This window comes from Bradyrhizobium sp. MI1.3 (genome assembly GCF_055811695.1).
This window is the reverse complement of the sequence record NZ_JBVVPQ010000008.1, coordinates 138880-155776: the sequence shown is the minus strand read 5'-3', so window position 1 is coordinate 155776 and position 16897 is coordinate 138880. Positions and strand designations below refer to the sequence as shown.

The window sequence follows — 16897 nt, the reverse complement described above, 5'->3', positions numbered from 1 at the left end:
CTCGCCGTCGTATCGCTTGGCGCCGCGCGAGGAGACGTCGCGTGGATATAGCCGAATGGCTTCGCAGTCTTGGGCTGGAGCGCTACACTCGCGCTTTCCAGGAAGCCGAAGTCACGCCTGATGTACTGCACGACCTGACTGAAGCCGATCTGCGAGAACTCGGCTTGCCGCTCGGGCCGCGCAAGACCGTATTGAAAGCGATTCAGGCGCGCATGTCATCGATCGCTTCCGTCGCCACTGATGCTGGTGAGCCAACTGAACGTACAAGGCCGTCACTGCCCTCAGAGGCGGACCGTCGGCAGCTTACGGTCATGTTCGTCGACTTGGTCGGTTCCACCGCGCTCGCCTCAGGGCGCGACCCCGAGGAGCTGAGTGACCTCATGCAGGCCTACCACAACGCCGTGGCGGGCGAGATCGCCCGGTTCGAAGGCCACATAGCCAAGCTCCTGGGCGACGGCGTTCTCGCGTATTTCGGTTGGCCGCGGGCGCATGAAGATGAGGCGGAGCGTGCCGTCCGCGCCGGGCTTCGAGTGACCAAGGCGGTCGCCTCCCTTACCGAGCCGGGCGGTGTAGCGCTTGCCGCGCGCGTCGGCATTGCAACCGGTCTCGTCGTGGTCGGCGAACTGATAGGCGAGGGAGAGGCTCGCGAGCGCGCCGTGATCGGCGAAACCCCGAACCTGGCTGCCCGACTGCAGAGTCTGGCCGAGCCCGGTGATGTGGTGATCGCCGAGTCAACGCGCCGCCTGCTGGCCGAAGCCTTCATTTACCAGGACCTCGGCACAGTGCCGCTCAAAGGTTTCCCGGAGCCGGTGCAGGCCTGGCTTGTCAGTGGTGAGGGCGCAGCCGAGAGTCGATTCGACGCCCAGCACGGCATGGCAACGACCGCGCTCGTCGGACGAGACCAAGAACTTGCATTGCTCCTGGAGCGCTGGGAGCACGCGAAAGAGCGAGAGGGACAGATTGTCCTGCTCGGCGGCGAAGCAGGCATTGGCAAGTCCCGGCTCGTGCGGGCGCTGCGCGACCACCTCGCAGGTGCGCCGCACACGCCACTGAGCCATTTCTGTTCTCCGTTCCATACCAGCACCGCCTTGTATCCTGTCATTGGGCTCCTTGAGCGGGCAGCAGGAATACGACGGGAGGATGCTCCCGAAGAACAGCTCGATAAACTCGAGGCCATGCTCGCTCTTGCCACAAACGACGTGCATGAGAGCGCGCCGGTTCTTGCGGACCTCCTGGCAATCCCGACGGGGGAGAGATACTCGCCACTCGCACTTAGCCCACACCAGAAGAAGGAGCGAACGTTCCAGGCTCTCCTGGAGCAGATACAAGGCCTGGCGGCAAGGCAGCCGCTGCTCGCCGTCTACGAGGATGTTCACTGGGCAGACCCTACCATGCTCGAACTCCTCGACCGGGCCGTTGACGAAGTGCAGCAACTCCCGATTCTGATCATCATCACCTTCCGGCCTGAGTTCGTTCCGCGCTGGGCAGGTCATGGGCACGTGACGGCGCTCTCTTTAAGCCGACTAGGCCGCAGGCAAGGGGCGACTGTCGTTGACCGGATCACTGGCGGCAAAATACTTCCACAAGAGGTGCTTGAGCAGATTCTGGCTAAAACTGATGGCGTGCCGCTGTTTGTCGAGGAACTCACCAAGGCCGTCCTCGAATCCGGGCTGCTCAAAGACCGGGGCAGCTACTATGAGTTGATTGGTCCTTTGCCGCCCCTAGCGATCCCGACGACGCTCCAGGACTCGTTGATGGCGCGCCTCGATCGATTGGCGCCGGTAAAGGAAGTCGCCCAGATCGCGGCATGCATTGGGCGCGAATTCGGACACGAGCTTCTAAGATCGGTAACGGCGCTCGACGAACACGCGCTGCAGCGTGCTCTCAATGATCTAATGACAGCGGAACTCATATTCCGCCGTGGAGCACCTCCGGATACGGGCTACAGCTTCAAACATGCGCTGGTCCAAGACATCGCGCATGAGAGCCTCTTAAAGAGCAAGCGGCAGCAGATCCATGCTCGCATCGCTGCAGCTCTCGAGGAACATTATCCTGCCCGTGCAGAAGCTGAGCCGGAGACGATCGCTTTGCACCTCACGCAGGGGGGACTGGCGGGAAAGGCGGTCGGCTATTGGCTGCGGGCGGGCCGGATTGCCGCGGGGCGTTCCGCCAATCTCGAGGCGATCGCTCATCTCACAAGAGGGCTGGATGCACTCAAGTCGAATCCAGAAGGGCCGGAGCGCGATCGCCAGGAACTCGCCCTGCAAACGGCGATCGGAGGTCCGCTGATTGCCATTCACGGATACACGGCGCCGCAGCTTGGCACGGCCTTCAGCAGGGCCCATGCGCTCTGCTATGAACTCGATGACACGGATGCCTTGTTCGCCACCCTTAGCGGCAAGTTTGTTTTCCACTTCGTGCGAGGCGACTTTGGTGCCATGCAGAGCCTTGTCGCAGAGGCCCAGCGCGCTGCCGAGCGCACCGGGGACACGGCGCTCAAACTAGCTACGCATCGTTTGGCGGCGCTCACCGCCATGCACGCCGGCGACTTTCTTACGGCGCGCTTAGAGCTCGAAGCGATCGTGAGGCGCTATCAGCCGGATACGCATCGGCCGCCACCTGTCCACTATGTACATGATCCGAAGGCCTCGGCGTTACCCTACCTGGCGATCGTGCTTTGGATACTTGGCTATTCCGAACAGGCGCAGAGGGCCAGCCGCGCGGCGTTTGAATACGCTGCGGAGTTAAATCAAACGAACCTTACGGCGCACGTGCAGGTCTATGGCGGAGCGGGGCCTGCGGAGCTGATGGGTGACGTGGCGGGTGTGCATGCGCACGCTGAAGCCATCATCGATCTCGCCGATCAGCACAGTTTGAATTATTGGCGCTTGAGCGGTCTCATCCTGCGGGGTTGGGCAATGGCCCAAGAAGGTGACGTGGAGGGCGGCTTGGCGCTCATGCGCCTCAGTCTGAACGAGAGGGCCAGGCTCGGAGCCAGTTGGTACCAGGTCCGGTACTTGTGGATGCTCGCGGGGATGCACCACCAGTTAGGTGACGACGAAAACGGGCTGGCCACCCTGGCCGAAGCGAAGGCCATTGCTGCGCGCAACGAAGAACATATGTGGGAGGCGGAGCTTGCATGCATGGAGGGCGAACTGCATCGCACTCGTGGTGCTCCAGCTGAGGAGGTCGAGAACTACTTGCAAGCTGCGCTCAAGATTGCTCAAAGCCAAAGCGCGAAATCCTTTGAATTACGTGCGGCCATGAGTCTGGCTCGGCTTTGGCGCGACCAGGGCAGGAAGGCCGACGCGAGAGGCCTCCTTGGTCCCGTCTACGGCTGGTTTACGGAAGGGTTGGAAACATCAGACCTTCGTTCTGCCAAAGCACTCTTGGAGGAAATCGCTGAAGTTTAACGTCACGTGTTCAGCGGTGCACCATTCGCATGGTCCGGGGCTTCCGGTGGACCGAAGCTTCTGCTGAGGCTCGCGCAATCTGGAAAACTAAATTGGTTGTTGGTGGGCACCCGGGCCCGCACTCGCGATCGTACTGGCAAGACCCAAGAGGGTGCGGCAGCGCGAGAAGCGGCAAAAAGAGCAGCTGCTGGGCAAGGGCTTTAACGAGGCAGAGCGCGTCTTCAGATCGATGCAACAAGATCACTTGGATGCGCTGATGGTATCTGATGAAAGCCGAGCATTTCACCAATCGTGCGATGATTGCCGAACTGGCGGCTGAAGCCCAAATTCCCACAATGTATGCTTATGGGGACTTCGTCCAAGTTGGCGGACTGATGGCTTATTCGATTGACCTACCGGACACCCTTTCGCCGCCTCGCCAATATCATCGATAAGGTTCGTGAAGGTACGAATCCGGGTGATATTCCGTTTTACCGGCGCCGAGGCATGTATGCTTGCACGCTCGTCAACGCGATCCCCGGCCTGAGTTGCATGGCGCCGGATGGTGCGTTCTACCTCTATGTCAATTGCGGTGGCTTGATCGGCAAGACCACGCCCGACGGCAAACGGCTCGACGCCGACGGCGACGTGGTTTTGTATTTTCTCGACAGCGCCGGCGTCGCGTTGGTTGCCGGAACGGCCTATGGACTTTCACCCTACTTCAGGCTTTCGATCGCCACCGATATTGAAACATTGACCGACGGCGTCGCGCGCATCGCGCGGGCCGTGTTCGATTTGCGCTAGTACTCCACACAGGATTCGAAGCCATGCAGACGTCCGGTCTCACGAAGAATGCTTCCGCACCGCAGATATCGGGACATCCCCGTGGCGCTCTTGAGCGACAATATGCAGCGGAACAGCGGCTCCGTCGGGCTCGCGCCCTACCACAAGCCCGCCCGCTCGCCGGAACGGCGGTCACAGTGCTCACTCGAGGGGGAGACAACCTCGCAATCCTGCGCGCCTTCGAATTTTGCCGGCCGGGCGATGTCATGGTGATCGACGCGGGTGGCGACATCACGAATGCAGTGATCGGAGGTATTCTATCGTTTTACGCGGCAACGATAGGTCTTGCTGGGATGGTGATCGACGGAGCTATCCGCGACGTGGCGGAAATCCGATCAGGATGGCCTGCTCGCATTCGCGCCCGATGCGGCTCCTCGTTGATCGCGAATGCCGAGACTCAGCGTGCCCGTGAAGAAGCCACGATGCAGGCCATGCGTGACGGCCGGTGGGATCGTTCGTTCATCGTCGCATTGGAAGCGCGGTGCGCGAACTGAAGCGCCAAAGCGGAGGAAGCAGGGACCTACCGGGACGGCTTGCTGAGCAAGGAAGCCCCGGATCGAGCATGCCATGGTGAATGATCGCGTTCTCCGAATATCCCCACGTGTAAAGTACCGGGCCGGCGATCGTCGATCTCGACGGCAAGCCGCCGTCCGTTGATGCCGACCGGCATGATCGCGTCGACGAACAGGACATCAAATCCCGCCGCCCGATCCATCAATCCAAGCGCTTCGGGGCCATGATTGGATCTGGTTGGCCCTCGGTTGCTGTAGTTCGCTCAAACTGGCCCATGATGGACTGGAGCGAGAGAGGATGATCGTATCGGTAGTCATCCGCGCAGAGGATTGAATTGCTGGTCGGCATCGTGAGGTCCTCCCCAAGCGACGCGGGAGAGGTTTGTGCCCGTTAGGATCGCGGCGGCGCCGGCCGGCGTGTCGCGCCCTTGGGTTCCTGAGATGACCAGAGCGGCGTGTCCCGTTGCGCAATGCAGCTTACATGGGGACGTCAATTGCCGCGCATCTGTGTCGACGAGTCTGGATTTGTACGGGGTTCGCCAGCATGGGCGGGCCGGTGCTCACGAAGCTGGGCATGAAAGCAACAGTCCACAACACGTTGCACTAGCGCCTCAGTGTTAATTTGCGCGATCGGGACGATTCAGGCCTGCTCTCTGCAACGAACCTAGTAGCTGTGGGGGATGACAATGACTGTCACGCGTGCGATTGGCGCTGCTGCCTTGTTTCTGATGACGCTGAGCTCTGAAGCCTATGCTGCGCGCCAGCACAGACCGGGAGAGCGGATTTCTTGCTCAGAGGTCAAATACTACGTTGCTAAGTATTCGGCGGCCCTGGCTGAGATGTATGCCCGTAACCACGGGGCGACCGGCGCCCAGATCGAGCGGGCGCGGCGTTGCTTGGCCTCGAATGAGGCTGCTGAAACAGGGCAACGCCGGTCCTATAGCGAATGAGCATGACGCAGCCTTCGTGATAAAGCGCGCTGGCCGGGGATATCCTCCAAGGTCAGGGCTGCGGTCGCAGCTGACGATCGAAGTTAGCTGATTGCCTTGCACGGGCAAATAGGCGCTCCGACTAGTGGCGACGCGAGCGCGCGATTGCACTCTCGCACGCGAGGCCGCTCCGCAGTCATGTCCTCCTTCACCGCTCATCGCATGCTAGTTCCCAATCATCGGTGTGGGGGCATATCCTCTTATCGCTCCGATTCGGTGCCAAAGGCTGTCGCAGCAATTGCACGCTCGACCTCGGAAGCCAAGACGCTCAGATGATCGGCAAGCCTCGCGAACAACTCTCGCTTTTGCAGGTCGGTGGCCAGATCGCTGATCGATTTGCAGTCGGCTGCGTCTTTGAGGAGGTTCTCGAGCTGCTCCTGCATGTCTCTCATCGTCTGTGTGCCCCAGAGGCACCCTCTGCTTCATTCAGTTGAATTGATTGAGGCGTACTTGAGCTCCCGTCGATCCATCTCCGAACGTAGCGGTTCAGCATAGGTGCGCAGATTGTCACCAACAACGCGGGAGCGTCCGCCATTCGCGCGATCAGCCAACACTTGTCGCCGCACGCTTTCCCAAAGAGACAATAAGGTCTGATCTTTCGTTTGAAAAGTTCATCCACAGACCCCCAGTACATGGCGCGCCGATAGTACCGCGTACCTCATGAGCGGGATTGTTCGGTCGCGGACATTGCCGTGGAGAAGCCAGGCGCCCGTTGCACATTGGCCACATCGTCCATGTCCGGGATAACGGGCTATCACGCCGAAAGGCGCGATGGTTTGCGGCATCCCCCGTTTCAGTTACGGCGTCGGCAGAACCAAAGCGCGAGATCGGGCTGCATTCATAGAGAAGATCCCCTCGATTTCGAGACGCATGGTATCGTGGCATTCGCACGCCACCGCTGCGAGCCGCGATGGGTCAATCTCGATTTCTCCTCGCCGTTCAGATCTGATCGCTCCGGAAGCGCGCAGGTTGCGCATCAGGAGCGTCACTGTCGTTCGTCGCACACCCAGTATTTGCGAAAGCGCCTCTTGGGTGAGTGCGAGGACGTCGTGGTCGGCGCGGTCGCGAAGATGGAGCAGCCAGCGTGCCATGCGGGCTTGGGCCGGATGCAGAGCATTGCAGGCGCCGCCGATTTGTAGCTGTATCAGCATCGCTTTGAAATGAATCTGGACTGCGTGGCGGATCGCGGCGCTTCGGCTAAAAGCGGCGTGGAATCGCGATGCGGGGATCCGCGAGGCAATGCCCGCGGCACGAACGACGGCGGTAACGGCCGAAGGGGACGGCCCCAGCACGGAAAGAGTGCCTACTGCTCCCTCGCGCCCTATTGCGGCGCTGGCGACCGTCTGTCCGTTGGCCATGTCGATCATCACAGAAACGGCGCCACTATGAGGAAAGAGGACGTGCTCGGTCTGGTCACCCGCCTGCGAGACGACCGCATCCCGATCGAGCGCTACCATCTCTAGCTCGGGCGCCAGCAGATCGAGGTCCGCCGCCGGTAGTGTTGCCAGAAGTCGGTTGCCAATTTCGCCGGGAAGCGTCACTGCGGCCTACCTCGAACGATCCGCCGCATCGCATTTCGAGCGTCATAGGGCGGCCAACTCGAACTTTGTTTGAATCCGCCTACGCCTCGCGCCCCGAAGTCCAATTCAGCTGCGGAAGCTCTCAATCTCAAAAGAAAAACTCCAACCACACGCGCCTCGGAGGCGAATTGTTGTCTCTGATTGAGGAGTTAAGTGCCAGCGCCCCGCTGCACAATTGCGAAATGCGCATGGGTAATACCATAGGGAGTTCCACTTTCCGGGACGCGGCAAACGCCGCGGCGATCTCGCAAGTGTGGGGCTCGGCTTGACCTAGAAGCTCAACAGCTACGTGATGAAGCCCGGTCATTTCGTTGCGTGTGTCGGGCTCTTAGTGTCCACGTTGCAGTAACTGACAGCCCTCGGAGGCTCGCGCAATAGCGGTCGTGTTGATCAATTTGCATCGGTCGTCGAGCAGGTTCGTAGTCCAATGCGGCGAGACAAAGGAAGGACCAAACGTCGGAGTGATGAAAAGCTAACCATAATCGAAGAAGGATCGCTCAAAAGTTCACTGCTGCTGGTGCGAACCTTATTGCATGCCTGCGCAGAGCGCAGGCGGACGACGCTCTGGCGCTGACATTCGACATTGCACTCAGCTAGCGGCAAAAGTCAGACTAATGCGCTGTCATAAAACCAGTCAAACACCGGGCTTGTCATTTCTATCTGCGAGACTTTAACTCTGACACTCGGAAATAACAGGTTTGTGAAAAACAAGCCAAAGGGGGTCCGCAGTGGAGAAGGTGCGACGCTTACGCGCGATGGGTTCGCTGTGTCGTCAACAAGCCGCGTACAATGGCATGAATAAATGGAAGCTCCTCGCGGAAGCAGAATACTGGGAGCACTTGGCTGAGCTTGAGATGTCGTCCCATTTCCAAGAATGCAACGCCGCTTGTGCAAATGAAAGAACAGAGCCTCAAGCACGCACAGAGGCGAATGACTACTCGCGCCGGGAGACGATTGCCCCCGAAGCAACGGCGACCACGAATGACGCGCAGTGTGCGCTTATGCCCCTATGAGCAAGATCCTCGTCGCGACAATCGAAATGTGGGTTGGTCCAGCGCGCCGGTGTCGGCGACCTTACTCTTCTGGCCTATATGTCGCGATTTTGCGCGCGCCTTCCCAAAGCTCGACGTCTTGGCCGTTAACGAGCTGCTTGGCTCGTTCGCTCGCCGTTGGTTCGTCGACGCAATCAAGTTCAAGGCGAAGCTGTATGTGGCCGTCCGATCCAAGAATGTAGGCTCGATACTCCGGCATGAGTTTGCTCCAAAACATTAGTTCCGAAGCTGAAACCGGAGAAAGTTACAATAACATCAAGAAGCTGTCCATTTAATTAGGACGATACTCCCATCAGTTCCCAACGGATCACTGCTCTGGACATACTCAAGAGCGCCACCGCCGCTGAGGAAGTACACGCTCGGATTCACGCAGCCCCTGAATATTAGCTGCATTCGTTACACGTCGTGGGCGACTGATTTAATCTGTTTAACTTATTTAAATGCTGATAAGGGCCGACATAATATGGCGCCGCGCCGGTCCGAACGTCCATGACGTGGATGTCATGCCTACGACAGAAGATGACGATCGACGTGAATTTTTGAAGACCTGCGGTAGATTTGCGGGCGTGACGCCGCCCGCCATGACCTTGCTTCTATCGACCTCACTCACGTGAAACGCCATCGCTGCGTCTGGGGCAAAAGGTGTGAACGGAGGTGGGGCACCATGAGCACCACCACGAACACCATCATCATGACCGGGACGACGATTGGTTGATGAGGGAAGAGGCCCGTCAGTCTCGATTACTCATCATGCGTGACGCTACTGCAGTTTCTGGTTGTTGGCTACTTCTCGCGCCAAACTAAGCTCAAGTTCAGTGAGCTTTTCGATCAAGTGCTCCACAATCTGCGCGCAGTTCGAATGCGTCAGCGAATGCACTCCGCGCGATGTCAGTTGGTTCTGGAGGATAGTCGCCATCATGGCTTTGACGCTCATGGACCGGCCTCGTCTGAAAAATTGGATCGTCACAAAATCAATCTGAAGTAGGCGTTGAATATGGACGACACGCAACAGCAAGAAGTTTGTTCGACCTCCGTACAAGTACGGGCGGCGCTCGCGCTATGTTGCGTTGCGAAGCACGAGCCGTTGCACCAAAGCGGCGCTTCGCTCCGAATTCGGACTTACGAAACAATTCGTTAGCTTTTATTTGGCTAGCTAGGTGCGTGCCGATTACCGCCGATTGCGGCACATGGAATGGGAATACCGGCCCCGGCTGTTCCTCCCAACCTGCGGCTGGGGCCGTTTGAACTTGCGCTGCACCGTTCAACACGGTCCACGGCAATGTTTAGAGGCATTGCCATCACGCTATTTGGGCTGACCATTCTTTCGCAGCTCGATCAGACGCTCCTCCATGGTCGAAATACTGACGCCGCGCTCAGGCTTGTGCGGGACATTAGTCGTGGTTTCGGCCTGTAGGTCAGCCGTGCTGCGCTCCTTCGGGCGGGGCATGCGCGAGCTTCCTCGATGGCTACTTCTTCAACAATACCCCTATCGTTCGCGCCATTCGCCTCACTGATCCTGCGTGACGGCCCAGCTCGGCTGCAATCTTCGATACGCCAGCGCCTGTCCGTGCCAGCTTCGACAATTGCTGGACCTCGCGGTCGGTCCATTGTTTTGGCTTCGGTGTTTTCATGGTGCGGTGCTCACCCACACCAGTTAACCAGCGCGCCTCGTTTCGAACACTTGGGAAATTTACGGGTGGGTCCGTGGGCTGCGATCGAGGTTCGCCGAAAAATAGTTGACCAGTTCCGCAGCCTAGGCGCCTTGCCTGAAACCCCGCTGTTCTTCGAAATCGACGGAAGGACCATATGACCATATGGATGAACTGCTGGCGGCGTACAATGACATCACCGCTTCCGGATTGGGCCCTCCCAACCGCAATGCGATGCGGCGAAGGCGGAGCAGCGTTCGCTGGCGGAGCCATGCGCAAAGTTCCGTTGTGCACGCCGATCTAGCCGGCTTGACCTCTTCCGCATCAGCCACGCGTTCGCCGAGAGGGCGGCTTAAACTCCACGACCTCGTGCTGGTCGCACGGATTAGCTCGCTCATTTTTCTTGACGATTAGCTCAAGCTCGAGAGCCTCGAAGGCGAGTTCATCCGCCAAGCGCTTAAACAGCTCGCGCTTTTCTATGTCCGTCGCCTGCTGACTCATCAGCATAAACTCTCTGGCGTCAGCGCGGACCTTTTCCAAACGTCGTCGGAGGTCCTTCATGTGTGCCGGCTTAGCTTTTAAACTTATCCTTGGCCCGAACAAATCAGCTTGCTTGTTCGGATCCACCTGGAGTCAACTGCCGAAACTCGATACTGGTTCTATGCGGACCGCCAAATTCGCCGCTCATCGTGCTGCGATATTTGGCCACGCTCCATGACCCAGCCCCTGTTCAGGGATTGCGGGCTGAGGACGGCCGTCTTGGCTGATGAGCCATCCCTGTCCGGCTCTCGCCGGATGATTTGAAGGGGCATGAATGTTCGAAAGCGCACAGACGCGAGTGTTGCGCCCGACTAGGCTGGGAGCGATCCTGGACGCTCGCGAAGCGCTCAGGGCCTAGTGGCATCGGGAGATGCCAAATGTGCCGGCTGCGCTGAAGCGGCTCCGTCCGCGAACGCAGTGTTGCCGGTTGCGTGCCGGGTATGAGGCAGGAGCAACCTCGGCAGATTCTAGATCCAACGATGGTCGTTCCTCGTGCGTACTGCCCTTCTCATTGTGGGAATATGGCTACTGGTGAACGTTCTGTTCGTTGTAGTTGTCCTGCCCTCGCGCAGACCGGCACCTACTCGGCGAGCAGGAACTCCATCTCCGGTGACGATCAACACAACGGCCGGTCGTTCGGACGATCACGACCCACCACTCCTGCAGCGCGGGATGACGCCGGTTGCAATCAGAGTTCTTTTCGTCGTCCTCCTCCGTCCAGTCCTTCGAGCGTGGAATGCGGTTAGGCGGCACTTCAGAGGCCACCACGACTAGATGCGGGCCACCGCGGGCTTGAGAGTCTCGTCGATATCTTCACTGCGCCGCGAGCCCCCCGAGCGATTCAGCGAGACCATCAGCCAGATTGCAAGTGCGCTCGCTATGGCCATGCCTCCAAGCATGGTCATGACCCGCGTTTGAACGATGATGTGAAAAGCTCAGAGCCCAAGGGTAGCAGCCGGCGCCAGCATTCCCATCCCAAAATGCCTCAATCGGCGCTCAATTGGTCTGCCGCTTTTGGGCTGAAGCCGATCAGGAAATCGTCCAAATCTCGGCCGCCTCGAAGCTGCGGCCGCAGCCATCTAGGCAGCCTGCCGCGACCCGACCATGTCTCCGCTGGGTTCTTCGGATTGCGATATTTGGGACGAACGGGCGGGTATGGACGGCGCTTGCGATTAAACCGCGTAGCCTCGTTGGCTAGTCCAATCCTGTGGAGCCGTTCCTCCAAATGTGCTTTTTGCACCAACATTTTCTGAGTGAGTTTGGCGGCGACCTCTTGGTGAAGTATCCAGAGCTCGTCAACGGAGAGCGAATTGAAATGCGCGGTGTTCATGGCTCCATCCCTAATCTTGGGCAGAAGGCCCAGGCAGACAAGTCGGGAATCCGGGAGCAGACAAGCCCTCAGTTAAATATTGCATTCACATTTAATACGAGAGGTAGCAGGGAGAAAGGCGCGACAGTGGTAATATCGTGGCGGAGTATTTAAATCGCTGCACGGGGTAGCCACGTCTCGTGACCTCCACAACCTCACCCTCGCCCAGTTGCGCTTTCGTGCTCGGGGACGAGCGCAAAGATGGCGATCGACCGAGCGGCGGCGGCGCGGATCGCGGGGAGCGAGGCCCAGCACAACTCAGGTGGCTCGATGAATCGCGCTGCCTCGTGACCGGCATATTAATCAGGTAGCCAAGAGTACAATTAATTAATTCATCGCGCCGCCCGATTTAAGCCGCATGGCAGCCGTTGTCGCCGCTAAGGTTCGAGCGGGGGTGGAGCGCACCCGGGAGTTTTCGATGTCCGGTCATTTGCGATTATACTTCGCCAGTTTGGTGCTTGTCGGAGGTTTGTCGGCGGCGCCTGCGTCTGCCAACCCTCTTGCCGAGTTCTTCAATACTGCCACGCCCCAACCCACGGTAACCTCTCCGCCGCAAGCCGAATGCGTGCCGCGTCCCGGTACCTCGACCACTGGTGGACAGCATTGGGTCTACCGAATGGACGGTCGCCGCAAATGCTGGTTCCTGGCCGAGGGCATCGCGACGGTGAAGAAGCCCATTCGGGCTCGCATGGCCAAAGACCGCAGCGCCAGTTTGAACGAGAACGGGACGAGGTGGAGCGCGGTCGTTGATGCGCGCGCGGAGTTGCTGCGCTCCGCACCGCCCGAGCAAGCTCAGCCGCCTGTACCCGAAATGAAGGTAGCTGATGCCGCTTCCAATCTCGGCACGGGGTCGGCGGCCCCCATTGTCGATCTTCCCAACCAGCTCACCTCCGAACACTCCGTGCCGGGCCAAGTCGACGTTGGGCAGATTCTCGCCGACGCACCCCAAGATATGCCGCTGGGCGCGCGCACTGCAGAGGCGCACGGCGAAGCGCGCAGCTGGACGGCCTGGTTCGGTGTGCTGCTGATGACGCTTGGTGGCCTCTCGCTCTTAAGCTCGAGCCGCACGCTTCGGCATGCGTGGAGATTACGTTAGCTTAGATGCGAGGTACAGTCGCCGCGCAATCAATGGATTCCACGAGCTGGTATAGCCGAACTGCCACACGTACAAAGATTCCGTGCGCCACACCTAGTTTGGCACCGCCTTAGACGGACATTCGAGTACGATGACGGTCGCCTTTGGGATCGGACTGCATTATGCGGTACAAGGTGTTCGTGGTGGACGGCAGCCGGCAAGTGATCTGCGCCGCAAAGCTCGACTGCATTGATGAGCAGACGGCGAGACGCCGAGCCGAGCAAATGCATGACGAGCACGACGTTGAGCTTTGGCAAGGCGATCGACTCGTTGCTGTGTTCCGAAGTGCAACGTCGAATGAAGGTCGGAGCTAAAGCGCGGCCCTGAATAGACGGCCGGTCTCGCCGCCGAGTTACATTGTGAGGCACCCCGGCCTGGCTGGTTGCCGACATGTCGCAGCGACGTCGTCACCGAGGCTCGCTACTGCGGTCCGGCGGTCTCTAAACGGCTCTTGCTCAGCCGCTCGCTTTGGTACGCCGTCTTCTTGTTCTTGCTTCTACATGTCGGAGCTTACTTCGAAGCTTCTCCACCTCTCTAAGCTCCTCCAGAAGCGCCTGGTGCCGTTCGTTCAGAACAGCACTAGAAAGAATCTGACGCGTACTCGACATCACATGCCTCAGAAAATGATTTGAAGTAAGAAGTCGACGAAAGCGAAAGAAAGAACACTCGACCGAAGCTCAATGAGCTGAAGCCGCAGCCGCCAGATGCTCCCAGTACTCTGCCTCTGCAAGCAGTTTCCAGCTTCTCTCAGGTTGGAGTGCGGCGGTCTGTCGGCACAGCAGCGCCATTGCACGCAGGCGGCGGGCAGCTTCCATTTCAACCTCCCATGTTTTCCCCAAACATATTTTTCATTTTTGCGATGGAGTCATCATGATTATATGACATAATCAAATTTCTCATTTAATGGCGGTCAATTTGGTTCCATTTGTAAGCCGACCGGGAACTGCTTTCGGTTTAAGCTTCACATGGATTTCGAATGCTTGCTCGCCGGCCCCCGCTGCGCGGTAAAGCGAACGAGAAACTGCGCGGGACGGCAGCACGAGATGCGAAGCTTCATGCGCGAGCGTCGCAATGTCAGAAATCCCAACTGAGGACTCTTCTCTCCGCCCGCCAGGGCACGTGCCCCGGCTACCGAGCCAATAACCCTGCAGTTGGGTTGCGTCAGCGGTTTGGCTACGCGCTTCGCTCTTGGAGCGCACCACCCTTGAGTCCCGCGACGGTCCCACACTCTGGAACGTGCGCCGGGCGACAAGGATGGCTACTGCCCCCCATGACGATGACCAGCATCACATTGAAAGCCAAGTTCGCCACGTCACGGCGGGCGGACCTGGATCGCGTCGGGTGCGTAAGTTAATAATCACGCGCGACGCATTGCGAGGCTCTTGCTTTCATGCCTCGTCTTCGCAGGTAGGGCTGAGTTTGGCTCCAGTTGGCTCCCTGCGACTGTCGATCTACGCGAAGCAATGACCATCTCGCGGACGGAGTGCATCTGGGTAAAAGCCGTAGAATTCCGGAGTCGCCTCGCAAGGAGTGGCGCAAGAGCCTCCTTCTTCTTGATTTTGATGCATTAATCATTAAATGCGGCGTATAAATAAATAAATAGACTGGCGCTTTAATTTAAAATAGGTTTGATTTAAACGGGAAGTGGATGATCGTGACGCTTCTTGGCCACGGTGGTCGCTTCTGAAGTGGGGAATATTGCAAAATCAATAATTGCCAAACGTGGCGGCCAAGCACCGGCCACGATGGGCAAGGGGGGATACCGCTAGATCTTTCGCGTAACTTGGCAGCAGTTGATGGAGCTACGGTGGGCGGACCTATCGCCGTTCGAGCGAGCGCTACCAATTTGCGCGAATTGATTTTGCGGCGACGCTCTCTGCTCTGCATTGGCAGGCGAGGTTGCGAATGACGTGCACGCATTTTGTAGCAATGTTCACTCGGGCTCTGGAAATTTCGAATTCTTCTCCGTCAATTTTCGATTTTTCGATCCAGCCAAGTTTGCGGTTTGCAAACATGGCGGCTGTCAGGCGCGCGACCGTGCACACGACATTCGCTCGCAAGCTCGGAGCGGCTCTAGCCCTAAGCAGGCTTGAGCGGCACGAAACGCTGAGCAGGACGATAGGCATGCTGAGTAGCTCGGCATCTTTCTTCAGCAGCATAGGCAAGGCAACGGCCGATCATCCCCGCGCCATTGTGCAATTTGTGCCGGTCCGTGAATGCGCACGGCGCATCACCCAGAGGATTTAAGCTATGGCGACGCAGGCAACAGGCGGCGGCAGCACGGTTTCGTTCGGCAATACTCCGCAAGCCAACACGGACATTTTCTCGTTTACGGAAGACGTCAGCAACATTCTCATCTTGAACGTGCTGGCAAATGATCTTGGGGGCGCGGCCAAGACGCTGTTCTCCCTGGACGACGGAACGAGCACCTCTGCGTCCATCAAGAACTATGCCCCTGCGGATTTGCTGGTCAAAGATCTGGCGTACAGCAGTGACGCTGCCGGAATGGTCGGTACCGGTGACCGCAGCGCGCTCGGTGCGCGCATCTGGATCGAGTCGGACGGCACCGTTCATTACGATAAGGGCGACATCAACACTCAGCTTCAGGCGCTGGCGGCCGGGCAAACGCTGACTGACACGTTCACCTACGCGATCCAGCTGGGCAACGGCACGCTCAGTTGGGCGACGGTGACGCTCCAGTTCAATGGCGCAAACGACTCCGTCTCTATCACATCGAGTCCGCAGAGCGGCTCGGTGGTAGAAGACGCGAACACCACGCCGGATCCCTCGGATTCGCAGAGCGCGGCCGGCACCATCAGCTTCAACGACGCCGATCTCAGCGACACCCATTCGGCCGCGTTCGCGGCGGCCGCTTCCAACACCACTGCGCTCGGCACTTTCTCGCTCGACCCGGTCAGCGAGGCGCCCAATGCCGCCAACGGCTCGGTGCAGTGGCACTATGCGCTTAACAATTCGGCCGCCCAGTATCTAGCCGCAGGTCAGAGCGTCACCGAGAGCTTCGTGGTGACCGTCAACGACGGCCACGGCTCGACGGCTACCCAGACGGTGACGGTGACCATCACCGGCACCAACGACAATGCAGTAATCACGGTTGGCGCCGGCAATAGCGCCAGCGGCGCGGTGACTGAGGACGCCCATCCGACCAGCGAGACCGCGAGCGGTATGCTGTCGTTCAGCGACGTCGACCTTTCCGACACCCACAGCGTCACCAGTGTGACTCCGTCGGCCGGGGCGCTCGGGATGCTGACGGCGTCGGTCACCACCGACGACTCGCACGCCACCGGCACCGGCGGGGTGATCACCTGGAACTACTCGGTTGCCGACAGCGCGATCCAATATCTGGCGCAGGGCCAGACCAAGACCGAGACCTTCACGGTCCATCTGTTTGACGGCACCTCGACGGTCGACAAGGTCGTCACCGTTACGATCACGGGCACCAACGACGCGCCGGTGATCACGAGCTCGGCGCAGGCCGGCTCGGTTCAGGAAGACACGACGCTGACGGCGACGGGTCAGGTGACGTCGAGCGACGTCGACCATGGCGCGACGGCGGCCTACAGCGGCGGCGCGACGGGGACGTATGGCAGCTTTGCGGTCAACGCCGCGACGGGTGTCTGGACCTACACGCTGGACAACGCCACCCACCAGGATCTGGCGGCGGGCGAGAGCCACACTGAAACCTTCACGGTTACCGTGACGGACGACAAGGGCGCGACCGCGACCCAGGACGTTGTGATCACGATCACGGGCACCAACGACGCGCCGGTGATCACGAGCTCGGCGCAGGCCGGCTCGGTTCAGGAAGACACGACGCT

Annotated in this window: 12 protein-coding genes; 6 read left to right on the top strand and 6 right to left on the bottom strand. The window is 59.2% G+C overall.

The features are described from left to right. Window positions 1-41: 41 nt before the first annotated feature. The 4 genes from AC0L3A_RS08175 to AC0L3A_RS08160 all read left to right on the top strand — a co-directional run bounded on the left by AC0L3A_RS08175 (window position 42) and on the right by AC0L3A_RS08160 (window position 5697). Entirely contained in the window at window positions 42-3413 is a 3372-nt protein-coding gene (locus AC0L3A_RS08175) for an adenylate/guanylate cyclase domain-containing protein (protein WP_473254050.1), read from the top strand. Window positions 3414-3800: 387 nt separating this feature from the next. Beyond that, window positions 3801-4196, top strand: a complete 396-nt coding sequence (locus AC0L3A_RS08170) for an aminotransferase class I/II-fold pyridoxal phosphate-dependent enzyme (RefSeq protein WP_473254049.1) — start codon at window positions 3801-3803, stop codon at window positions 4194-4196. Window positions 4197-4219: 23 nt separating this feature from the next. Beyond that, complete coding sequence (locus AC0L3A_RS08165; protein ID WP_473254048.1) at window positions 4220-4729, top strand: RraA family protein; 510 nt, start codon at window positions 4220-4222, stop codon at window positions 4727-4729. A 704-nt stretch (window positions 4730-5433) separates the two neighbouring features. Beyond that, the gene (locus AC0L3A_RS08160) at window positions 5434-5697 is read left to right on the top strand and encodes a hypothetical protein (protein ID WP_007592736.1); all 264 of its coding nucleotides are present in this window, start codon (window positions 5434-5436) and stop codon (window positions 5695-5697) included. A gap of 239 nt (window positions 5698-5936) precedes the next feature. On the opposite strand, the gene AC0L3A_RS08155 is transcribed toward AC0L3A_RS08160, so the two are convergent. The 6 genes from AC0L3A_RS08155 to AC0L3A_RS08130 form a co-directional block, all read right to left on the bottom strand. Continuing rightward, the gene (locus AC0L3A_RS08155; RefSeq protein WP_007592735.1) at window positions 5937-6119 is read right to left on the bottom strand and encodes a hypothetical protein; all 183 of its coding nucleotides are present in this window, start codon (window positions 6117-6119) and stop codon (window positions 5937-5939) included. Between the two features lie 414 nt (window positions 6120-6533). Then, complete coding sequence (locus AC0L3A_RS08150) at window positions 6534-7277, bottom strand: Crp/Fnr family transcriptional regulator (RefSeq protein ID WP_473254047.1); 744 nt, start codon at window positions 7275-7277, stop codon at window positions 6534-6536. Between the two features lie 1851 nt (window positions 7278-9128). Next, on the bottom strand, window positions 9129-9302 hold the full coding sequence (locus tag AC0L3A_RS08145; protein ID WP_473254045.1) for a hypothetical protein: 174 nt from the start codon (window positions 9300-9302) through the stop codon (window positions 9129-9131). Between the two features lie 369 nt (window positions 9303-9671). Then, on the bottom strand, window positions 9672-9815 hold the full coding sequence (locus AC0L3A_RS08140) for a hypothetical protein (protein WP_473254043.1): 144 nt from the start codon (window positions 9813-9815) through the stop codon (window positions 9672-9674). A 526-nt stretch (window positions 9816-10341) separates the two neighbouring features. Further along, a complete protein-coding gene (locus tag AC0L3A_RS08135) occupies window positions 10342-10644 on the bottom strand; it encodes a hypothetical protein (RefSeq protein ID WP_473254042.1) in 303 nt (100 codons plus the stop codon). A gap of 898 nt (window positions 10645-11542) precedes the next feature. Further along, entirely contained in the window at window positions 11543-11887 is a 345-nt protein-coding gene (locus AC0L3A_RS08130; protein ID WP_473254041.1) for an H-NS histone family protein, read from the bottom strand. Window positions 11888-12344: 457 nt separating this feature from the next. Here AC0L3A_RS08130 and AC0L3A_RS08125 point away from each other — a divergent pair, with 457 nt between their 5' ends. Together AC0L3A_RS08125 and AC0L3A_RS08120 are read left to right on the top strand one after the other, a co-directional pair. Next, window positions 12345-13022, top strand: coding sequence for a hypothetical protein (locus AC0L3A_RS08125; protein WP_473254040.1), 678 nt, complete (start codon window positions 12345-12347; stop codon window positions 13020-13022). A 2289-nt stretch (window positions 13023-15311) separates the two neighbouring features. Continuing rightward, the coding region (locus tag AC0L3A_RS08120) for a VCBS domain-containing protein (protein ID WP_473254039.1) at window positions 15312-16897 on the top strand (1586 nt) is incomplete at its 3' end.